The 21,163-nt window shown below is 73.6% G+C and carries 14 protein-coding genes and 1 pseudogene; 8 read left to right on the top strand and 7 right to left on the bottom strand.

What is annotated here, in order from left to right; genetic code table 11:
• Positions 1-69 precede the first annotated feature (69 nt).
• Positions 70-1,956 carry an ABC transporter ATP-binding protein gene (locus tag ACWCPF_RS31630; RefSeq protein WP_451048529.1) on the bottom strand — a complete coding sequence of 629 codons (1,887 nt, stop codon included), beginning with the start codon at positions 1,954-1,956 and terminating at the stop codon, positions 70-72.
• Between the two features lie 178 nt (positions 1,957-2,134).
• On the opposite strand from ACWCPF_RS31630, the gene ACWCPF_RS31625 reads away from it, so the two are divergent.
• Together ACWCPF_RS31625 and ACWCPF_RS31620 are read left to right on the top strand one after the other, a co-directional pair.
• On the top strand, positions 2,135-3,100 hold the full coding sequence (locus ACWCPF_RS31625; RefSeq protein WP_451048517.1) for a lysylphosphatidylglycerol synthase transmembrane domain-containing protein: 966 nt from the start codon (positions 2,135-2,137) through the stop codon (positions 3,098-3,100).
• 251 nt (positions 3,101-3,351) lie between these two features.
• Positions 3,352-4,449: a mechanosensitive ion channel family protein gene (locus tag ACWCPF_RS31620; RefSeq protein ID WP_451048516.1), complete on the top strand. Its 1,098-nt coding sequence runs from the start codon at positions 3,352-3,354 to the stop codon at positions 4,447-4,449.
• Between the two features lie 4 nt (positions 4,450-4,453).
• Here the strand turns inward: ACWCPF_RS31620 and ACWCPF_RS31615 are convergent, their stop codons facing one another.
• A complete protein-coding gene (locus ACWCPF_RS31615) occupies positions 4,454-6,025 on the bottom strand; it encodes a M1 family metallopeptidase (RefSeq protein ID WP_451048515.1) in 1,572 nt (523 codons plus the stop codon).
• A gap of 202 nt (positions 6,026-6,227) precedes the next feature.
• Here ACWCPF_RS31615 and ACWCPF_RS31610 point away from each other — a divergent pair, with 202 nt between their 5' ends.
• Positions 6,228-8,447, top strand: a complete 2,220-nt coding sequence (locus ACWCPF_RS31610; protein ID WP_451048514.1) for an NADP-dependent isocitrate dehydrogenase — start codon at positions 6,228-6,230, stop codon at positions 8,445-8,447.
• A gap of 86 nt (positions 8,448-8,533) precedes the next feature.
• A complete protein-coding gene (locus ACWCPF_RS31605; RefSeq protein WP_451048513.1) occupies positions 8,534-9,331 on the top strand; it encodes an N-formylglutamate amidohydrolase in 798 nt (265 codons plus the stop codon).
• 154 nt (positions 9,332-9,485) lie between these two features.
• Here ACWCPF_RS31605 and ACWCPF_RS31600 read toward each other — a convergent pair whose 3' ends face one another.
• From ACWCPF_RS31600 to ACWCPF_RS31590, 3 genes are all read right to left on the bottom strand, one after another.
• A complete protein-coding gene (locus ACWCPF_RS31600) occupies positions 9,486-9,992 on the bottom strand; it encodes a hypothetical protein (protein WP_451048528.1) in 507 nt (168 codons plus the stop codon).
• Between the two features lie 5 nt (positions 9,993-9,997).
• Complete coding sequence (locus ACWCPF_RS31595) at positions 9,998-10,573, bottom strand: RNA polymerase sigma factor (RefSeq protein ID WP_451048512.1); 576 nt, start codon at positions 10,571-10,573, stop codon at positions 9,998-10,000.
• Between the two features lie 70 nt (positions 10,574-10,643).
• Positions 10,644-12,065, bottom strand: a complete 1,422-nt coding sequence (locus tag ACWCPF_RS31590) for a S8/S53 family peptidase (RefSeq protein WP_451048511.1) — start codon at positions 12,063-12,065, stop codon at positions 10,644-10,646.
• 237 nt (positions 12,066-12,302) lie between these two features.
• On the opposite strand from ACWCPF_RS31590, the gene ACWCPF_RS31585 reads away from it, so the two are divergent.
• Entirely contained in the window at positions 12,303-14,882 is a 2,580-nt protein-coding gene (locus ACWCPF_RS31585; RefSeq protein ID WP_451048527.1) for a CHAT domain-containing protein, read from the top strand.
• 13 nt (positions 14,883-14,895) lie between these two features.
• Here the strand turns inward: ACWCPF_RS31585 and ACWCPF_RS31580 are convergent, their stop codons facing one another.
• The gene (locus ACWCPF_RS31580; protein ID WP_451048510.1) at positions 14,896-17,133 is read right to left on the bottom strand and encodes a LuxR C-terminal-related transcriptional regulator; all 2,238 of its coding nucleotides are present in this window, start codon (positions 17,131-17,133) and stop codon (positions 14,896-14,898) included.
• A 78-nt stretch (positions 17,134-17,211) separates the two neighbouring features.
• Here ACWCPF_RS31580 and absR1 point away from each other — a divergent pair, with 78 nt between their 5' ends.
• Positions 17,212-18,297: a beta-glucuronidase AbsR1 gene (gene absR1, locus ACWCPF_RS31575; RefSeq protein ID WP_451048526.1), complete on the top strand. Its 1,086-nt coding sequence runs from the start codon at positions 17,212-17,214 to the stop codon at positions 18,295-18,297.
• A gap of 206 nt (positions 18,298-18,503) precedes the next feature.
• On the opposite strand, the gene ACWCPF_RS31570 is transcribed toward absR1, so the two are convergent.
• A complete protein-coding gene (locus ACWCPF_RS31570) occupies positions 18,504-19,433 on the bottom strand; it encodes a sulfurtransferase (protein ID WP_451048509.1) in 930 nt (309 codons plus the stop codon).
• Positions 19,434-19,812: 379 nt separating this feature from the next.
• Here ACWCPF_RS31570 and ACWCPF_RS31565 point away from each other — a divergent pair.
• Positions 19,813-20,343 (top strand): annotated as a pseudogene (locus tag ACWCPF_RS31565) (ABC transporter substrate-binding protein); the annotation flags it as partial.
• Between the two features lie 106 nt (positions 20,344-20,449).
• On the top strand, positions 20,450-21,076 hold the full coding sequence (locus tag ACWCPF_RS31560; RefSeq protein ID WP_451048508.1) for a phosphotransferase: 627 nt from the start codon (positions 20,450-20,452) through the stop codon (positions 21,074-21,076).
• Positions 21,077-21,163: the final 87 nt, after the last annotated feature.

The following is a 21,163-nucleotide window of genomic DNA, read 5'->3' as shown; positions in this document are numbered from 1 at the left end:
ACTGCGACAGTGCGCGCGGGGGCCGGCCCGCACGCCCTCGGCACGGGCGGCGCGGTCGGCGGGGCCGACTCAGAGCGCGGCCGCCGCGGCCGTCCCCGCCCCGGGCTGCTCGAACTGGGTCCGGTAGAGCTCCGCGTAGCGTCCGTCAGCCGCCAACAGCCTCTCGTGCGTGCCGCGTTCGACGATCCGGCCGGCCTCGACGACGAGGATCAGGTCGGCGGCGCGCACGGTGGACAGACGGTGCGCGATGACGACCGCGGTGCGGTCCGCGAGCGCTTCGGCGAGGGCCTCCTGGACGGCCGCCTCGGAGGTGTTGTCGAGGTGCGCGGTGGCCTCGTCGAGGATGACGACGGGCTGGCCGGCCAGCAGCAGCCGGGCGATGGTCATGCGCTGGCGTTCGCCGCCGGACAGCCGGTAGCCGCGCTCGCCGACGACGGTGTCGAGGCCGTCGGGCAGGGCGCGGACGAGGTCGTCGAGGCGGGCGCGGCGCAGCGCGTCCCACAGGTCGTCCTCGGTCGCCGCCGGGCTCGCGAGCAGGAGGTTGGCGCGGACGGTGTCGTGGAAGAGGTGGCCGTCCTGGGTGACCATGCCGAGGGTGGCCCGCACGGAGCCGGCGCTCAGGTCGCGGACGTCGATCCCGCCGATCCGCACGGCGCCCGCGTCGACGTCGTACAGGCGCGGCAGGAGCTGGGCGATCGTGGACTTGCCCGCGCCGGAGGAGCCGACGAGGGCGACGGTCTGGCCGGGTTCGGCGCGGAAGGAGACGCCGTGCAGGACCTCGGCGCCGCCGCGGGTGTCGAGGGAGGCGACCTCCTCCAGGGAGGCGAGGGAGACCTTGTCGGCGGACGGGTAGCCGAAGCGGACGTCCTCGAACTCGACGGCGACGGGGCCCTCGGGCACCTCGCGGGCGTCCGGCTTCTCCTCGATGAGCGGTTTCAGGTCGAGCACCTCGAAGACCCGCTCGAAGCTGACCAGGGCGCTCATCACCTCCACCCGGGCCCCTGCGAGGGCGGTGAGCGGGGCGTAGAGGCGGGTGAGGAGCAGGGCGAGGGCGACGACGGCGCCCGGTTCCAGGGTGCCCTTGAGCGCGAGGTGGCCGCCGAGTCCGTAGACGAGGGCGAGGGCCAGGGCGGAGACGAGCGTCAGGGCGGTGATGAAGAGCGACTGGGCGGTGGCCGTGCGGACGCCGATGTCCCGCACCCGGGCCGCGCGGGCCGCGAACTCCGCGGACTCCTGCTCGGGCCGGCCGAACAGTTTGACGAGGGTGGCGCCGGGCGCGGAGAAGCGTTCGGTCATCCGGGTGCCCATCGCCGCGTTGAGCTCGGCGGCCTCCCGCTGCATACCGGCCATCCGGTTTCCCATCCGCCGCGCCGGGATGACGAAGACCGGCAGCAGGGCCAGCGAGAGCAGTGTGACCTGCCAGGACAGGGTGAGCATGACGACGAGGGTGAGCACCAGCGTGACCAGGTTGGAGACCACTCCGGAGAGCGTGTTGCTGAAGGCGCGCTGGGCGCCGATCACGTCGTTGTTGAGTCGGGAGACGAGCGCCCCCGTACGGGTACGTGTGAAGAACGCGACCGGCATGCGCTGCACATGATCGAACACGGCCGTGCGCAGATCGAGGATGAGCCCCTCCCCGAGCGTCGCCGACAGCCTCCTGCCGAGGATGCCGAGCGCCGCCTCCAGCACCGCGATGAGCGCGATGAGCAGGGCCAGGCGGACGACCGTGCCCGCGTCGCCGTGCGACACGATCGCGTCGACGACCCGTCCGGCGAGGACGGGGGTGGCGACGGCGAGCAGCGCGGTCAGCACCCCCAGCACGACGAACCGCGCGATCCGGCGGCGGTGCGGGCGGGCGAACGCGCCGATGCGGCGCAGTGTCACGGGGTCGAAGGGGCGTCGTTCCTGCTGGGCGTTCATGACGCTGTACAACTGCGTCCAGGCGGTGGTCTCCATGCTCATGACGGCGACCGTAGAACCTCGACCGACCTTGAGGTCAAGAATTTCCCCTGGACCCGCCTCGTCCCCCGCATTCCCCGCATCCCCCACTGCGAAGGACCCGATGACCGTACGCAATGTCCCGTCCCCGCTCCCGCAACCCGTAGTTGGCGCCGTGCGGAGAACCTCTCCGAGTGTGACAGCGGTTCCGCTTCCCCCCGTCAGGCCCGCCCGTCGACTACCCGTCCGCCAGATCCTGTGTCTGGTCCCGCTCGTGCTGGTCGCCGTGGTCGCGGTGCAGCACCGGTCCGTTCTCGCCGAGGGCTTCGGGCATCTGCGCCAGGCCCAGTGGCCCTGGCTGCTGGCCGCGGTCGGGGCGACCTGTCTGACCTGGGTCGCGGCCGCCGTCACCCGGCAGGGCGCGCTCGTGCAGCGGCTGCCCGGAGGGCGGCTGCTGGCGGCCCAGTTCGCCGCCGGCGCGGCCAACCACCTGCTGCCGACGGGCCTCGGGGCGAGCGCGGTCAATCTGCGGTTCATGGCCGTGTGCGGGGTTCCGCTGGCCCGCTCCTCGGCGGCCCTCGGGCTGTATCTGCTGGCGGAGGGCGTGGCCCGGGTGGGCCTGCTGACCGTGCTGCTGCTGGTCTTCCCCGACGCGCTGCGGCTGGGCTCGCTGCTGCCGGACGCGGCGCTCGGTCCGCTGCTGGGCGGCCTCGCGGCGGCCGTGCTGCTGGCGGCGGGCGTGCTCACCTTCGTGCGGCGGGTGCGGTCGGCGGTGCGCGCCTTCCTGCGCACGGCGCTCAGCGAGGCGCGCTCGGTGCACGGCCGTCCGTCCCGGGTGCTGGCGCTGTGGGGCGGTTCGCTGGCGTTCCCGGTGCTGCAGGCGGCCGGACTCGCCGCGGTGGGGCAGGCGTTGGCGCTGCCGGTGCCGGTCGCGCACATGATGGTCGCGTATCTGGCGGCGACGGTGGCGGTCGCGCTGATCCCGACCCCGGGCGGGATCGGCTCGGTGGAGGCGGCGCTGATCGTGGCGCTGGTGGCGGCGGGCGGCCCGGTGGCGGTCGCCACGGCGGTGGTCCTCGCCTACCGGATCATCACCGTGTGGCTGCCGTTGGTGCCGGGGGCGCTGACGCTCGGCGCGCTGGTGCGTCTGAAGGTCATCTGACCGGTTCCGGCGTAGCGGTCCTTCCGGCGTAGCGGTCCTCGGCACGGTGCGGTGGTGCGCGGCCCGTCGTTCGTACGGACCACGAGCGGCGCGAACCGGCCAACGCGCCCTGTGAGCTGCGCCGTCCCGGCACCGCGGCCGGATCCTCGGGTACGAACTCCCGTGCCGGATACGGCAGGATGAGCGGTTGCGCCCTTCCTCTGCGGGGGACGGGCGCGACCCGCACTTCCCCGGAACCGAGCAGGAGACATGTGAACCGCGCACTGACCCTGGACGACGGCGTGCTCGCCGGAATCGCCCTGGCCGCCGGCCTGTTGGCCGCCTTTCTGTCGCGCACGCTGCTGCGCTGGCTGGGCAAGCACGCCAAGCGCACGAAGTGGAGCGGCGACGACGTCGTGGTGGACGCGCTGCGCACGGTGGTGCCGTGGTGCGCGATCGCCGGCGGCGCGGCGACCGCGGCGGCGCTGCTGCCGCTGACGAAGGGCGTCCAGCACACCGTCAACCAGTGTCTGACGGTGCTGCTGATCTTCGTGGTGACCGTCGCGGCGACGCGGGTCGTCGCCGGGCTGGTGCAGAACATGACGACCTCGCGCTCCGGGGTCGCCGGGTCGGCCACGATCTTCGTGAACATCACCCGGGTCCTGGTGTTCTCGATCGGTTTCCTGGTCATGCTGCAGACGCTGGGCATCTCCATAGCCCCGATGCTCACCGCGCTGGGCGTGGGTGGTCTGGCCGTCGCGCTCGCCCTCCAGGACACCCTCGCGAACCTCTTCGCGGGCCTCCACATCCTCGCCTCCAGGACCGTCCAGCGCGGCGACTACATCAAGCTGAGCAGCGGCGAGGAGGGCTACGTCGAGGACATCAACTGGCGGCAGACGACCGTGCGGGCGCTGTCCAACAACCTCGTCGTCATCCCCAACGGGCAGCTCGCGAAGACGAACATGACCAACTACATGCGTCCCGAGCAGGATCTGACGATCCTGGTGCAGGCGGGCGTGGCCTACGACAGCGACCTGGAGCAGGTGGAGCGCGTCACCCTGGAGGTCGTCACCCAGGTCATGACCGGCGTCGACGGCGCGCTCCCGGACCACGAACCGGCCATCCGCTTCCACACCTTCGGCGACTCGCGGATCGGCTTCACGGTGATCCTGGGCGTCGGCGAGTTCAGCGACCAGTACCGGATCAAGCACGAGTTCATCAAGCGGCTGCACCGCCGCTACCGCGAGGAGGGCATCCGGATCCCGGCGCCCACCCGGACGGTCGCGTTGCAGCAGGGCGCGGTGGTCATCCCCCAGCAGCGCACGAGCGACGACGTCGTGCAGGGCGAAGCAAGCGCCCTGCACGACTGAGAGACTAGAGCGTCGCCGAGTTGTCGTGCGAGCGCGCGGCCTTGCGCTGCTGCGGCACGGCGGCGGCCGGCGTCACCGGGACGACGACCCAGTCCGGGTGGCCGGGCATCCGCGGGGTGGTGGTGCCGTACAGCCAGTCGCGCAGGAAGCCGGACAGGTCCTGCCCGCTGACCTTGGAGGCGACGGCGATGTAGTCGTCCGTGGACGCCACCGAGTTACGGAAGCGGGCCAGGAAGGTCCGCTCGATGTCGTTGAAGGTGGCCTCGCCGACGAGCTGGCGCAGCGCGTACAGGACGAGGACGCCGCCCAGGTAGCGCTGGCTGTCGAAGAGGTTGGCCTCGGTCGGCGCGGCGACGGGTCCGGAGGTCTGCCGCCACTTGTCGCCGCGCGCGTACGTGTCCTTCATGCGGGCTTCCATGGTGACCAGACCCAGGGAGTCCGCCCAGCCCCGCTCGTAGCGGTAGAGCAGCCCGTAGAAGTCGGCGTGGCCCTCGTTCAGCCACAGGTCGGCCCAGCTGGCGGGGCTGACGCTGTTGCCGAAGTAGGAGTGGACCAGCTCGTGCATCATGTGCGAGCCGATCTTCGGCTCGGTCTGGAGCAGGTAGTTCGGCTTGTAGATCGTGAGGGTCTGGGTCTCCAGGCCCGTGAAGTCGAAGGCCTTCGGGTCGTCGGTGTTGGCCGGCAGCAGCCCGTAGGTCTCGAAGGGGTAGGCGCCCAGCCGTGCCTCGAGCCACTCGACGATGCCGGGGGTGAGGGCGAGGGCGGGCTCCAGGGCCTCGGCCCGGGCGGTCGGGACGACGTCGCGCAGCGGCAGCCCGTGGGGGCCCTGCCGCTCCTTGATCACGTAGTCGCCGACCGTGATCTGCACCAGCTCCGTCGCGATGGGCGAGCGGGAGCGGTAGCTGTACGCGGTCCGGTCGCCGGACAGCTGCTCCGTGCGGACGAGCTTGCCGCTCGCGACGGCGCGCAGGGCCGCCGGGACGGTGATGCGGAAGGTGAAGTCCGCCTTGTCCGACGGGTGGTCGTTGCAGGGGAAGACGGTGTGCGCCAGGTTCGGCTGGGGGCACACCGCGAATCCGTCGGGGGTGGGGACCCAGCCGGTGAACGCGAGCCCGGGGATCACCCGGCGCGGGTCGGCGGAGTACTCGACGCAGATGGTGGCCTTGGCGTGCTTCGGCAGGTCCCGGGCCGGGGTGATCCGCAGCTTTTCGCCCACCTGTTCGAAGGTGGCGGAGCGGCCGTTGAGGCGGACCGTGCGTATGTCCAGACCGACGGCGTCGAGCGATAGGCGGCTCAGCGCCTGGGTGGTGCGCAGCTCCAGCGTCGCCTTGGCGTCCACCAGGGCGGTCGCGGCGTCGAAGGAGAAGTCGAGGTGGTACGAGTCGACGTGGTAGCCGCCGTTGCCGAGGCCCGGGTAGACCGAGTCGCCGAGAGTCTCCGAGCCGGGGACGGGGCTGCCGCCCTTGGCAGCCGCCGGGGCCGCCGGGGCCGCCTGCGCCGAGTTCCCGCCGACCATGACTGCCGCGGTGCCGATCAGGGCGGCCGCCGGGGCCGTCACTCTGCTGCGATATCTCATGGGTGCGCTGTTCTGCTTTCCCTGGGGCGGCCGGGTCGGCCCGGCCGCCGGATGAAATTGATGATCACCCTGTAGGACTACGGAACCGGACGGTTTGGTTGCTCGGGACCCGCAGACGCCCGAGGAGACCCCTGTCGAGCCGATCCGGTTCACGAGATATCTTGATGTCGAGCAATGTTGCAGACGTGGAGCGGAGCACCCGGTGACTGACTCGACCATCATCTATACGCACACTGACGAGGCCCCGGCCCTGGCGACGTATTCCTTCCTGCCGGTGGTCCAGGCGTACGCCTCGCAGGCGGGTGTCGCCGTGACGACGCGGGACATCTCGCTGGCCGGGCGCATCATCGCGGTGTTCCCGGAGTACCTGACCGAGGACCAGCGCATCCCGGACGCCCTGCACGAGCTGGGCGAACTGGCGAAGACGCCCGAGGCCAACATCATCAAGCTGCCGAACATCTCGGCGTCGATCCCGCAGCTCAAGGCCGCGGTCGCCGAGCTGCAGGCCCAGGGCTACGCGCTGCCGGCCTACCCGGACGACCCCAGGACCGACGAGGAGCGGGACGTCCAGGCCCGCTACGACAAGGTCAAGGGCTCGGCCGTGAACCCGGTCCTGCGCGAGGGCAACTCCGACCGCCGCGCCCCCGCGTCGGTCAAGAACTACGCCAAGACCCACCCGCACCGCATGGGCGCCTGGTCCGGCGAGTCGAAGACCGGCGTCGCGACGATGGGCGAGAACGACTTCCGCTCCACCGAGAAGTCCGCCGTGATCTCCGAGGCCGGCTCGCTGCGGATCGAGCTGGTCGCCGAGGACGGCTCCACCACCGTGCTGCGCGAGTCCGTACCGGTCCTGAAGGACGAGGTCGTCGACGCGTCCGTGCTGCACGTGGCCGCACTGCGGGAGTTCCTCACCGCGCAGATCGCCCGCGCCAAGGCCGAGGGCGTGCTGTTCTCGGTGCACCTCAAGGCCACGATGATGAAGGTCTCCGACCCGATCATCTTCGGTCACGTGGTCCGCGCGTTCTTCCCGAAGACCTTCGAGCAGCACGGCGCGACCCTCGCGGCCGCCGGCCTCTCCCCCAACGACGGCCTCGGCGGCATCCTCAAGGGCCTGGAGTCCCTGCCCGAGGGCGAGCAGATCAAGGCCTCCTTCGACGCCGAGCTCGCCGAGGGCCCGGCCCTGGCGATGGTCGACTCCGACAAGGGCATCACCAACCTGCACGTGCCGTCCGACGTCATCGTCGACGCCTCGATGCCGGCGATGATCCGCACCTCCGGTCACATGTGGGGCCCGGACGGCCAGGAGGCCGACACCCTCGCCGTGCTGCCGGACTCGTCCTACTCCGGCGTCTACCAGGCCGTGATCGACGACTGCCGCGCCCACGGCGCCTACGACCCGTCCACCATGGGCTCGGTCCCGAACGTGGGTCTGATGGCGCAGAAGGCCGAGGAGTACGGCAGCCACGACAAGACGTTCGAGATCCCGGCCGCGGGCACGGTCCGCCTCGTGGACCAGGCCGGCAACGTGGTGATCGAGCAGGCCGTCGCGGTCGGCGACATCTTCCGCGCCTGCCAGACCAAGGACGCGCCGATCCGCGACTGGGTGAAGCTGGCCGTCACCCGCGCCCGCGCCACCGGCGACCCGGCCGTCTTCTGGCTGGACGAGACCCGCGCGCACGACGCCAACCTGATCGCCAAGGTCAACACCTACCTGGACGAGCACGACACCGAGGGTCTGGTCATCCGGATCCTCGCCCCGGTCGAGGCGACCAAGCTGTCGGTGGAGCGCATCCGCCGCGGCGAGAACACGATCTCCGTCACCGGCAACGTCCTGCGCGACTACCTCACCGACCTCTTCCCCATCCTGGAGCTGGGCACCAGCGCCAAGATGCTGTCGGTCGTCCCGCTGATGGCGGGCGGCGGCCTGTTCGAGACGGGCGCGGGCGGCTCCGCCCCCAAGCACGTCCAGCAGCTGGTCAAGGAGGACTACCTGCGCTGGGACTCCCTCGGCGAGTTCTTCGCCCTGGTCCCGTCCCTGGAGCAGTGCGCGACGGCCACCGGCAACACCCGCGCCAAGGTCCTCGCCGACACCCTCGACCGCGCCACGGCGACCTTCCTCGACGAGGACAAGTCCCCGACCCGGCGCGTCGGCGGCATCGACAACCGCGGCAGCCACTTCTACCTGTCCCTGTACTGGGCGCAGGAGCTCGCGGCGCAGACCGACGACGCGGACCTCGCGAAGGCGTTCGCGTCCCTCGCCGAGACGCTGGCCGCGAACGAGCAGACCATCGTCGGCGAGCTGAACGCCGTGCAGGGCAAGCCGGTCGACATCGGCGGCTACTACCAGCCCGACCCGGCCAAGGCGGCGGCCGTCATGCGCCCGTCCACCACCTGGAACGAGGCCCTGGCCACCCTGAGCTGACCGCCCAGGCCCCCTTGGCCCCCGCCCCGGTCGGCAGCTGCCCGGCCGGGGCGGGGGCGTCTGCGACACGCCCCCGGAGCAGTCCCTTGCCGTACGAACCGCCGTCCTTCGAACTGCTGCCGGGTGCGCCCGACTCGCCGGTGATCCTGCATGTGCCGCACTCCGCGCGAGCGATTCCGGCCGAGGTGCGCGCGGGCATCGCCCTGGACGACGGCGCGCTGGAGCGGGAGCTGGACCACATCACCGACGCGCACACCGCGGAGCTCGCCGGGACGGCGGCCGGGCGGGCGGGCAGGACGCCCTGGCGGTTCGTCAACCGGCTGTCGCGGCTGGTCGTCGACCCGGAGCGGTTCCCGGACGAGCGCGAGGAGATGCGGGCCGTCGGCATGGGCGCCGTGTACACCCGGACCACGCACGGCGAGGTGCTGCGCCGCGCCGACGACGACCCCGGACCGCTGGTCGAGCGGTACTACCGGCCGTACGCCGACGCCATGACCGAGGCGGTACGGGAGCGCCTGGCGGCCGTCGGCCGGGCCGTGGTGATCGACGTGCACTCCTATCCGTCCGAGCCGCTGCCCTACGAACTCCACGGCGCGGGCCCGCGGCCGCCGGTCTGCCTGGGCACCGACGCCTTCCACACCCCGCCCGGACTGCTCGCCGCCGCGCGCGAGGCGTTCGCGCGGATCGGGGAGACCGGGCTCGACAGCCCGTTCGCGGGGACGTACGTCCCGCTGGAGCACTACGGGACGGAGCCGCGGGTGAGCGCGCTGATGGTGGAGATCCGGCGGGACGCCTACATGACCGAGCCGGGCGGGCCGACCGGGCCGGGGCTGCCCCGACTCGCCGCGGCCCTCGCGGCCCTGGTGGACGCCGTCACCGGCTGACCGCCCGTCGGAGCACCCGCACCGGACGGGCCGCCGTGGTCCGCCGGCCGACTGCCGGGCCACGGCTCGCGGCTCGCGGCCCCGGCCGACCGGACCGCCCCCGGGGCGCCGACCGTCGCCTGGATGCCGCGGACCCCACCCGTCGGTTCCGACGTCACGCGCGCAGCCACTCGGTGACGACCACCTCCCCGCCGGTGCGCAGCCGCAGCGCGAACGGCCCGGTGGGCGGCGCCTCGCAGGCGAAGCGGCCCATGTCGTCGGCGGTGAGCGCGGCGCCCGCGCGGGGACCGTGCAGGACCTCGATCGAGGCCGGCTGGGGCGGCAGCAACTGCCCCATCAGCCCCTCCGCGGTGACCTCGACGTCGACCGTCAGCCCGCCGGTGTGGAAGGTCAGCATCCGGGGCACGTCCACCGCTCCGCGCACCGGGATGGCGTCGACCAGCGAGTCGAAGGTCAGCTCGGCGATCCGCGCGTCCAGGTCGTGCAGCGCGTACGCCTCGATGGCGACCCGCCGCAGCTCCGCGGGGACCGGGTCCAGGATGGCGGTGGCCTCGCGGAGCTCCTCCTCCATCCGGTCGTGGTCGAACTCCTCGTCGACGAAGGGGACGTCGCCGAAGAAGTCGTCCGGCTCGCCGTCGCTCATGTCATGGATGCCGTTCATGTCGCTCACAGAGCTCCCCGTGCGTCGAGTCGGGCGCGCAGGCGGCGCAGACATCGCTGGCGCATCGGTCCGATGCTGCCGACGGCGATGCCCAGGGCGGCCGACACCTCCTGATAACTGGGCGGCGGCGAGGCGATCAGCACCCGCAGCAGTTGTCGGCAGCGGTCGCCGAGGGCCTCGAACTCCTGCCACAGGAAGCGCACCCGCTCGCTCTGCGCGGCGGCCTCCTCCGAGTCCAGCACCGACTGCTCCGGGGTGCGGTCCTCGCTGGCCCGGTCGAGCAGCAGGGGATCGTCCGTAGGGGTCAGCCGGCGCAAGCCCTTGATCACTTTCAGGCACTCGTTGCGCGCGGTGCTCGCGAGCCAGGAACCCGCCTTGTGCGGCTCGCGGATCCGCCCCAGATGCTGGGCGAAGCGGAACCAGACGGTCTGGTACACCTCGTGCCCGTCGGCGTCCGAGAGCCGGTGGGCCCGCACGACCGACCACACCAGTGGGCTGAGCCCGTCCACCAGCGCTTTCCAGGCCGCCGTGTCACCGTCGACGGCGGACTGGACGAGCGCGCCGACATCAGTACGGTCCACGGCCCCACCCCTCGTGTACGGCCTGTCATCGTACGCCGTGGCGGGGCCTGTCTCGGACCTCATGCGGACCTCACTGCGGACCTGCCGGGAGCGGGCGCCAGGTGGGCGGCAGCAGGGCCGGCACATGAGCACCGCGCACCTCGGCGAACTCGGTGTTCCCGGCGAGCAGTTGGGCCGCGGCGGCCCGCGGGTCGGTCATCCGGTTCGCGCTCATGTGGGCGGCGACGAGCCCGGCCACCAGGGGAGTCGCGAAGGACGTCCCGCTCCAGGACGCCAGTCCCTCGAACATCACCTGGTCCGGCTTGCCCGGGCTGACCTGCTGCGCCTCGCTCAACACACCGGTGTGGCGGGGGGATCGGCAGGTGCAGTCGTAGGTGAAGCCGTAGCGGCAGGCCTCGTAGGTGGAGTGCTGGTAGACGTAGGGGACGGGGGTGTCGAAGCCGGTGAGGGCGCTGGTGAGGCGCTCGCCGGGGGCGTAGACCCGCACCCAGGGCCCGTGGTTGCTGAAGCAGGCGCCGAACTCGCCGTCGGAGCGCAGCGCGCCCACCGACAGCACCGCGTCGGCGTGGTCGGGCAGGGTGGCATAGGCGGCGGGCCAGAACGGCGCGGCACTGGCGTTGTTGCCGGCGGCGGCCACCAACAGGGTGTGCCGGGTGCGGAGTTCCTCCATGAAGGCGGCGACGCCGAGGAGGCCGTCGACGCGTCCGTTGGAGGTGCCGGCGGAGAGGCTGATGATGTCGGGCCAGCCGTCCGCGACGGCGTCGAAGAGCTTCTCGCCGAACTCCGACTCCAGGATCGCGCCGGCGTCGTTGAGAGTGCCCCGCACGGTGACGTCGGTGTTGGGCGCGACGGCCGCGACCAGTCCGGCGATGAACGTGCCGTGGCCGACGTACTGCTGGAGGATCCCGTCGTCGTCGGTCTCCCTGACCTGGGCGTCGCCCTCGGTGTGGGCCAGCGGCGGGTAGGAGCGGTAGTCGTGCGTGAGGCCGGTGTCGATGACGAGGACGCCGACCGCGCCCGCCGGGTCGTGGGCCGCGTCGGCCGCGGACGGGTTGGGCGGCCCGGTGCGCGGGGCGGGCACCGGCTCGTCGCCGGGGCAGGCGTTGACCGCGATCGACACCACGTGGTTGCGGCTGATCAGCCGGCGGCCGGCGCGTCCCTCCGTCTCGCGCAGCGCGCGCAGGGCCCCCGCGACGGCGTGGTCGGCGGCGCGCCCGCCCTCGCCCGGGTCCCCCACCCGGATGCGGGTGATGCCGGAGCGGTTGGCCTGCGGGCCCGCCCGGCGCACCTGGTCCGGGACCAGGCCGTCGGTCGCGGTGAAGTGCGAGCGGACGGCGTCCTCGACGACCCGGGCCTCCTCGCCGTCACGGGCCAGGACGACGCCCTTCTCGTAGATGAACTCGGCCGAGTCGTCCGGCCCCATCGCCAACGGGACGTCGGGCAGCGAGCGTTGGATCTGGTCGAACTGCTCGTGGAATCGCTGTGGTGCCATGGCATGTCCTCCCCTACAGCCGGCGGTCGTCAGCAAGACCCGCGAGGCGGTCGTCTGATACAGGTGGTGCGGACGCGCCCGCGCGCCCCCCGAGTACGCCCCGGCTCGCCGAATCCGTTGACACGACGTCCAATTGTTACTGGTGGATACGGTGCCGAACCGGTGTGATGGGCGCAGCGGAGCACTACCATCCGTGGAGTGACAGCGGGAAACGACACGGTTCTCGAACTGCTGCCGATGGTGTTCGCCGCCCCGGGCGACGCGTTGTCGCGGGCGGAGGGAGTGCTCGACACCGATCCGACGCCGTTGCACGCCTCGGTCGCCCATCAGGTGATCGGCATCTGGCAGCGGGAGTGGGGCGACATGCGGCTCGCCCTGGACCATCTGCGCCGCGCCCGGGATCTCGCGGCGCGCGCGGACTCGGCCGAGCGGGAGGCGGACGTCCTCGGCACGCTCGGGGTGGCGCTGGTGCACGCGGGCCGCACCCGGCAGGGGCTGGCCGCCTTCGAGCGGGGCGTCGAACGCGGGAGCGGCCACACCCGCGCGCGGGTGCTCTACCGGCGGGCCTTCTCCCTCTGGGTCCTCGGCCATCACCGCGAGGCCCTCGACGACGTCCGGCGGGCGATTCCCGTGCTGCGTCAGGCGGACGACGTCATCTGGACGGCGCGCGCCCTCACCCTGCGCGCCACCGTGCACCTGGCCCTCGGGGCGGTGGACCGGGCGGACGCGGACTTCACCGCGGCCGAGGCCCTGTGGGACACCACCGGCCAGGAGCACGACAAGGCGGACGCCGTGGAGAGCCGCGGGCTGGCCGCGTTCCACTCGGGGGACGTCCCGGCCGCGCTGCGCCTGCTGGACGACGCCCAGGAGCGGTACGCCAAACTCGGCACCCCGACGTTCATGCTCACCATCCGGCGCTGCGAGGTCCTGATGGCGGCCGGTCTCGCGCCGGAGGCGCTGGCCGAGGCGGACGCCGCGACCGGGGTGCTGGACGGCATCGGCGGACAGTCCACCCGCAAGGCGGAGCTGCTCCTGACCGCCGCGAGAGCCGCGCGGCTGGCGGGTGATCCGGGCACGGCGCTCGCGCGCGCGGCGGTGGCCGAACGGCTGTTCGCGGGACAGCGGCGCACCTGGTGGGAGGCGCACGCGCGGCTGGTGCTGATAGAGGCGCGGGTGGCCACCGGACGCGGCTCGGGCCGGCTGGTCGCGGACGCCGCCCGGCTCGCCGACCGGCTCGCCGCCTTCCAGGCGCCGGCCGCGCCGGAGGCCTGGCTGCTGGCCGGCCGGATCGCGCTGGGTCTGAACTGGAGCACGGACGCGGAGCGCTATCTGCAGATCGCGGCGCGCAGCCGGCGCAGCGGTCCGCCGCTGGCCCGGATGACGGGCTGGGCGGCACAGGCGCTGTGGGCGCGGGCGACCGGCTCGGGCCGGGGCGTGCTGGAGGCCTGCCGGCGCGGACTCGACGTCCTCGACGCGCACCGCACGACGCTGGGCGCCTCGGAGCTGCGGGCCCGGGCCACCGCGCAGGGCGCCGAACTCGCGGCGCTGGCCCAGCAGGTCAGCCTGGAGCGGGGCGGGCCGCGGCAGTTGTTGGCGTGGAGCGAGCGCTGGCGGGCCACGGCGCTGTCCACGCCGCCGACCCGGCCGCCGGCCGACCCGGCGCTGCTGAGCGGGCTGACCGCGTTCCGGGTGATCGCCGCCCGCGCGGAGGCGGCCCGGATGGACGGCAAGCCCGTGCCGACGCTGGAGCGGGAACAGCGGCGACTGGAGCGGGAGATCCGCGCCCGGACCCTGCACATGCGCGGGGTCACGCCCTGGGGCGGCGAGCGGTTCGGCGGGGACCGGTTCGACGCCCGGCGGCTGCTGGACCGGCTCGGCGCGGGACGGCTGGTCGAACTGGCGGTGCTGGACGGGCGGGTTCAGGTGCTGCTGTGCGGGGGCGGGCGGGTGCGCCGGTTCGCGGGCGGGCTGCTGGCCGAGGCGGAGCGGGAGGCCGAGCACGTCCAGGCCGGGCTGCGGCGGCTGGCCCATCCGGGTGCCGAGGGCCGGCTGCCGGTGGTGGAGGCGGCGGGAGCGCGGCTGGAGGAACTGCTGCTGAGCGAGGCCTCGAAGCACCTCGGCTCGGGCCCCCTCGTGGTGGTGCCGCCGGCCCGGCTCCACCGGGTGCCGTGGGCGCTGCTGCCCTCGCTGCGCGAGCGGGTGGTCAGCGTGTCGCCGTCGGCGAGCGGCTGGCTGCGCGCCCGGGAGACCGAGCCGCACCCGGGCGGCCGGCAGGTCCTGGTCCGCGGACCCGGGCTGGCGACCGGCGGCGCGGAGGTGCCGGAGGTCGCCGGGCGGTACGGCGCACCCCTGGTGCTGGAGCAGGAGGAGGCCCATGTGGCGCGCGTGCTGCGGGAGTTGGACGGGGCCGCGCTGGCGCACATCGCCGCGCACGGCACGTTCCGCGCCGACAGCCCCATGTTCTCGTCGCTGCGCATGGCGGACGGCCCGCTGATCGTCCACGACTTCGAACGACTCACCCGCAGCCCGTACCGGATCATCCTCTCCAGCTGCGACACCGCCCGCCTCGCCTCGGTCGGCGCGGACGAACTCCTCGGCCTGGTGGCGGCGTTGCTTCCGCTGGGCACGGCGGGCGTGGTCGCGAGCAGCGCGCCCGTCAACGACGCGGCGGTCGTCCCGCTGATGCTGGCCCTGCACAAGGGTCTCAGCGCCGGCCTGTCCCTGGCGGAGGCCCTGCGGGACGCCCGGGCGGCGCTGCCGGGAGACAGCGTGCACCAGGCGACGGGCTGGGCGTTCACGGCGTTCGGCGCGGCCTGAACCGGCCGCCCTGTCACGCCAGTTGGGCGTCCGGTTCGTACGGGAGTTCCAGCAGGCAGGGGAGCGCCCCGCGGTCGCCCGCGCCCAGGCGGGTGTAGGCGCCGTGGAGGTGGTTGCCCACGGTGCGGACGGACAGGGTGAGGCGCTCGGCGATCTGACGGTTGCTCAGGCCCGTTGCGGCGAGGGTGACGATCTGCCGCTGACGGGCGGTGAGTTCACCCAGGACCAGACCCGCCAGGGCCGGGGTGCGGGCGCCCTGGCAGCGCCGGGCCAGCGCGACGGCACGGGTACGGGCGGTGCGGGCCGCGCCGGCGTCCCGGTGGGCGCGTACGGCCTGCGCGTACGCCTCGGCGGCGAAGAGCAGGAACCCGCGCTGCTCCAGCTCGGCTGCCGCCAGGTCCAGGGCAGGGCCGTCGGCACGGGCGAGCGCACGAGCGTGCCGGGCGAGCACGCCGTCCGGCGGGAGGAGCCGGGCAGCCCGCTCGGGAGCACCGAGGCGTACGGCGTCGTAGACGGTGTAGCAGTCGCCGACGTTGATGCTGGTGCTGGCATCGACACCTGGGCAGATGCCGGAGCTCGGGTCTGAGCCGGAGCCAGGGTCGATGCCGGAGCCCGGCTCGATGCCGGAGCCCGGGTTGGTGCCGGAGCCGGAGCCCGGGTCTGAGCCGGAGCCAGGGTCGATGCCGGAGCCCGGGTCGATGCCGGAGCCGGAGCCGGAGCCCGGGTCGATGCCGGAGCCCGGGTCGGTGCCGGAGCCCGGGTCGGTGCCGGATCCGAAGCCCGGGTCGGTGCCCGTACCGGAGCCGGAGCCGGAGCCGGAGCCCGGGTCGCTGCCGGAGCCGGAGCCGGAGCCCGGGTCGGTGCCCGTGCCCGTGCACGGGTCGGTGTTCTTGAGTGTCTTCAGGGCTTCGTCCAGGTCTCCGCGGGCGGCGGGCGGCCAGGCGGCTGTGCCGGGATCATCCGCGAGGGGCTCGATCAGCGGGCCGGTGTCCCCCGACTGCACGGCGGCCAGGGCGAGTTCGGTGCGGCAGGCCGGGTCGTGCGGGGCAGCCGTCAGGCCCTCTCCCGCCCAGGCCGCCGCCTCGCGCAGTTCTCCCCGCAGCCGTGAGAACCGTGCGCGGACGGCGGCGTACCACGGCGGTACCGGTTCCCGCTCCGCGAGGATCCACTCCCCCACGGGCGTGGGCGTCCGCCGGACGTCGGCCCGCTCGATGCGGCGGGTCAGCTCGGCCGCCTCGGCGGCGAGGGCGGGCCCGGTGGGCCGTCGGCCGCCGGTGAGCCGCCGCGCGCGCAGCCGGCCGGCGGCGGCGCGCAGCACGGGCCCGTGCAGGGGGTGGGCGAGGCGGACGGTCGTGTCCCCTTCCACGTCCACGTCCATCTCGATGTCCACGTCGATGTCGAGAAGGCCCTTCGCCTCCAGGCGTTCGAGGATCGCCAGGTCCAGGGTGTCCGCCGGCAGCGGCAGGGGTTCGGCGAAGGCGAGGCGGTCGAGGGTCTCGCGTTCCTCGGGGCAGGCGCGGGCGAGGACGGCGGCGGCGCGTTCGCGCAGCGCCGGCGTCACCGGGACCCGGCCCCGCCAGGTCCGTTCGTCGGTCCCGGGGACCCTGGTGAACAGCTCCTGCTCGCGCAGCGCGTCCAGCAGGTCCCGCAGGAGGCGCAGGTCGCCCCGGCACAGCCGGTGCAGCCGGTTGACGGTGAGCGGTTCGACGGGGCCCCCGGCGGCGGCCGTGAGGAGCTGGGCGGTGTCCTCGTGGGGCAACACTTCCAGGGCGAGGCGGGGCAGCAGTTCGCCGGTCCACAGGCGGGAGACCGCGTCGGGCGCCGGAACCTCGTCCGTGACGAGGACCAGCAGCCGGGTGCGGCCCTGGACGGCCAGCTGATGGAGCAGCGCGGCGGAGGCGTCGTCCAGCAGGTGGGCGTCGTCGACCAGCAACAGCCGGGTTCCGGAGAGGAGTTGGACGGCCCGGTGGAGGGTGACGCCCTCCGGGAGCAGGTGGGCGAAGGCGGCGAAGGGCAGTCCGCGGGTCTCGGGCGTGCCGGCCACCTTGACGCAGTCGGCGCCGCGCACCGCCTCCGCGGCCAGGCGGGTGCGGCCGCAGCCGGCCGGTCCGGTGACCGCAATGCCGGGCCGGCCCGCGGCCAAGGAGCGGCGGACGAGGTCCAGTTCCTCGTCCCGGCCGGTGAACGGCCACGGCAGACGCAGGGTCCTGGCTGGGGGCTGATAGGTCGTCACCTCTATGGGAGCAGCCATACTCACCCCTGATACAGGGGGAATTGAGTAGCCCCCGACTCACGCTCCCGGGCGGTGCTGCAGGGCAACCTGGAGTCCATGACCGCCCGTTACTGCTCGCTGGCCCGGCAGTCGGCCCCCGCGTTCGCCCCGGGGCTGGCCGTCGAGCGGCTCGGCGCGCTGCTGAGCGGGCGGCGGATGTGGGTCAACGGCACGGTGCTGCACTACTGCTTCTTCGACGGCGAGGCCGACGGGTCGGTCATACCGCTGCCGGGTTCCGCGGGGACCCGGTGGGTGTCCTGGGTCGGCGGCGAGGACCAGCGCGAGATCGTGCGGGACTGCTTCCGCGAGTGGCGGGAGCTGGGCATCGGGGTGTCCTTCGCCGAGGTCGCCGACCGCTCGGAGGCCGAGTTGCGCATCGGCTTCCAGGCGGGTGACGGCTCCTGGTCGGCGGTGGGCCGGGACGCGCTGTCGGCCGGGCGGGGCGAGCGCACCATGAACTTCGGGTGGGATCTGACCGCGCCCGGGGAGCGCACCACGGCCCTGCACGAGATCGGGCACGCGCTCGGCATGCAGCACGAGCACCAGAGCCCGTTCGCCGGTCTGCACTGGGACGACGAGGCCGTGTACGCCGAGCTGGCGGGCCCGCCCCACCACTGGAGCCGGGACCGCACGCACTTCAACATCCTGCGCAAGCTGGACGCGGCCGAGGTCAACGGGTCGGTGTGGGATCCGCAGTCCGTGATGCAGTACCCGTTCTCGGCGGGGCTGATCCTGGAGCCGGAGCAGTTCCGCGGGGGTGTGCATCCGCCGGGCTCGCTGTCGCCGATGGACAAGGAGTTCGTCCTCGGCTGGTACCCGCCGTCGGGCGCGCCGCGGCCGCCCGCACTGGTGCCGTTCCGGTCGGCGCCGTTGTCGCTGGGGGCGGGCGAGCAGGCCGACTTCACCGTCGAGCCGCGCGAGACCCGCGACTACACGTTCGGCGTCTTCGGGGAGAGCGACTCGGTGGTCGTGGTCTTCGAGGAACGGGAGGGCGAGCCCCGCTTCCTGGCGGGCCACGACGACGGCGGCTCGCCGCGCAACGCCACGATCAGGGCCCGGCTCGTCCGGAGCCGCCGCTACTTCGTGCGCGTGCGCCTGTACTCCGGCTGGGGTTCGGGCGAGACGGCGGTCATGTGCTGGTGAGGCACCCGACCGCGTACTGAGCCACTGTCCGGCGCCGGGGGAAAGGCCGGGGTGACGTCACCTTCGGGGGAGGGAGACGTCACCCCGGCCACACCCGACAATGCCGGGCCGAACAGCCCCCAGGGGCGCGGGAAACTGCGCGACCAACCACGACGCACCCGCACCCGCACCCGCCCGCACCCGCCGAAGCGCACATCCCCGCCCCCTCAGCCGCCCGACTCCAACGGCCGCCCCGGATCCGCCAACCACTCCTCCAGCGACCCGTCGTACACCGAGACGTCCTCGCGGCCCAGCAGAGTGAGCGCCAACGCCGCCCCTGCCGCCGATATCCCCCCACCGCAGTAAAGAACGACCGGGCTGTCGCCGTCGTCGAGCACGCTCCCGACCCGGGCCGCGAGGTCGCCCTCCGGCAGCACCCGCCCCTCGGCGTCCAGCAGCGCGCGCCCGGGAAGGCTGCGGCTCCCGGGGATGTGCCCCCGGCGGCTGTACCGGGTCGGGACACTCCCGTCGTACCCCCCGGAGGGCAACGCGCAGACGAGCGCCCCGGGCCGCTCCCCCCGGCTGATCGCGGCCACTTCGTGGACATCCGTCCACAGTTCGGGACGCGGCACCGGTGTCACCGGTGTGACGGGCCGGACCGGTGCGCTCTCCGCTCCGGAGAGGACCGGCCGCCCCGCCGCCTCCCAGGCCGCCAGTCCCCCGTCGAGGACGGCCGCCGGGACGGAGATCGCCCGCAGCATCCACCACAGCCGGGCCGCCCAGATCCCGCCCCCGGTGTCGTACGCGACCACCGCGCACCCCTCCCCCACGCCGACCCGGGCGAGGGCCGCGGCCAACTGCGCCGGGGCCGGCACGGCGAAGTGGTACGGGGCGTCCGGGTCGGAAAAGTCGCCGGTCAGGTCGGCGTGCCGGGAGCCGGGGAGGCGCCGGCCGGCCCAGGTCTCGTGGCCGCTCGCCGAGCGGTGGTCGCCGTCGTGCCGGGGCGAGGGCAGCAGCGCGGTGGCGTCCAGCACCACCAGGCGCGGGTCGCCGAGACGGTCGGCGAGCCAGGCGTCGTCGACCAGGGGGCCGGGGAGCACAGGTCCGGGGAGCGGGTGTCCAGGGGGCACTGGTCCGGGGAGCGGGCGAGTGGTCATGGCGGCCGATCGTACGCCCGTGAACTGGGCGTCTTGCCCAACGGGCGGCGGCGTCTCATATTCCGGATCACGCTTGCGCGGGGCCCGGCGGCTGCCGTCATGGTTTCGGCCATCTACGCGGGAGCCCCTCCCCGACCGGGCTGAGAGGGCGTCTGGGATCCGCTCGCCGAGCGGTCCCCATGGGGACGCCGACCGCACCAACCGCGCCATGTCGGCGCCCCGCGTAGGAGTTCATGTGTCCGCAGCAGCAGTCGAGCCGAAGCCTCCGGCGGTCTCCGCCCCGGTGCGCCGCTCCTGTTGTTGTCGCTGACCCGCCTCCACCCCTTCTTCTGCTCGCCGTTCACCGCGCTGCCGTGCGCGCCGCCTTCGGAGTTCCCTCATGCTGCACATCCGGGTCATGCTCGACTATTTCCACCCCTGGCCGAATTCGGCCGGTCTGTATGTGTCCCGTGCGGGCGGCCGGTTCGCCGAGGCGGGGCTCGACGTGGAGCTGGTCGTGCAGGACCCGGGGCGCGGCGACACGCTGGAGTATCTGGCGCGGGGCGAGGTGGACTTCGGGATCTTCCCGCCGAACCGGCTGCTCGCCCGCCGTGCGGCGCACGGCCAGCCGCTGATCGCCGTGGCGGCGGTGAACCACCGGGGTCTGGAGGCCGTCCAGACGACGACGTCGACCGGCATCACCCGGCCCCGCGACCTCGCGGGCCGCCGGATCGCGCTCAACCCGACCCCGCGCGGCCGTGCGATGGTCCGTCATCTGGTGGCGGCCGACGGCGGCGACCCGGACGCGGTGATCACCGTCGACGCGGGGGCCCGCGAGCTGACCGTGGACGACATCGAGGCGGGCGAGGCCGACGCCACCTTCGGCAACTACTGGTCGTGGGACGCGCTGCGCGGCGACCTGCCCGAGGAGCGGCGGCTGACCTGGCCGGTGGACGAGATCGGCGCCCCGCGCTATCACAGCTACCTGCTTCGACGCGCCACGGCGCCGGGTACAGCCGCTGGTCGCGTCGTTCACGGTGTTCGCGGCGGACGATCCACGGGCCGCGCTGGAGCGATACGTCGACGAGCGCGCCGAACTCGCCGACGGGCTGCGGAAGTTCCCGTGGCGCGCGGACATGGACCGCGTGCTCGTGCCCCTGCACGAGAACTTGGCTCCGCACCTGTCCGGGCTGCTCCCGCTGTGGACCCACAACGACTGGCACGCCTCCAACCTGCTGTGGGACGCCGACGGCCGGGTCGCCACCGTCCTGGACTTCGGCATGAGCGACCGCACGACCGCCGTGCACGACCTGGCCACGGCGATCGAACGCAACGCCGTGCAATGGCTCCGGCCCGGCTACCCGGTGCGGGAGGCGGACATGACCGCGCTCGTCGACGGCTACCAGTGCGTCCGGCCGCTCGCACCCGCCGAAGCGGCCGCCCTCCCCGCGCTGCTGCCGCTGGTGCACGCCGAGTTCGCGCTGTCCGAACTGGGCTACTTCCACGGCGTCACGCGGTCCGCGGAGAACGCCCGGCTGGCCTACGCGTACTGCTTCGGGCACGCCGAGTGGTTCGCCGGCGAGGACGGCGGACGCCTGCTGGACGTCGTGGCCCATGCCGCGGGGACCGAGCGCGGGCGCTCCACGGCGAGCGTTCTGCGGTAGCGCGCGGGTGCACCGCCCCGGCGCGGCGCGACAGAGCCGCCGCGCCGGGCCGGTCACGCCGGTGGATCAGCTCGGCGGGGCCGGGTG

Source organism: Streptomyces sp. NPDC001858, from assembly GCF_053594615.1.
Note: the sequence above shows the minus strand (reverse complement) of the source record. Positions and strands in the feature narration are given on the sequence as shown.

Bases quoted from the DNA above. Each gene is read 5' to 3' on its own strand.
- ACWCPF_RS31630 (WP_451048529.1), bottom strand. From the start codon at position 1,956: ATGGAGACCACCGCCTGGACGCAGTTGTACAGCGTCATGAACGCCCAG.
- ACWCPF_RS31615 (WP_451048515.1), bottom strand. From the start codon at position 6,025: ATGAGATATCGCAGCAGAGTGACGGCCCCGGCGGCCGCCCTGATCGGC.
- ACWCPF_RS31600 (WP_451048528.1), bottom strand. From the start codon at position 9,992: ATGAACGGCATCCATGACATGAGCGACGGCGAGCCGGACGACTTCTTC.
- ACWCPF_RS31590 (WP_451048511.1), bottom strand. From the start codon at position 12,065: ATGGCACCACAGCGATTCCACGAGCAGTTCGACCAGATCCAACGCTCG.
- ACWCPF_RS31585 (WP_451048527.1), top strand. From the start codon at position 12,303: ATGGTGTTCGCCGCCCCGGGCGACGCGTTGTCGCGGGCGGAGGGAGTG.
- ACWCPF_RS31580 (WP_451048510.1), bottom strand. From the start codon at position 17,133: ATGGCTGCTCCCATAGAGGTGACGACCTATCAGCCCCCAGCCAGGACC.
- absR1 (WP_451048526.1), top strand. From the start codon at position 17,212: ATGACCGCCCGTTACTGCTCGCTGGCCCGGCAGTCGGCCCCCGCGTTC.
- ACWCPF_RS31570 (WP_451048509.1), bottom strand. From the start codon at position 19,433: ATGACCACTCGCCCGCTCCCCGGACCAGTGCCCCCTGGACACCCGCTC.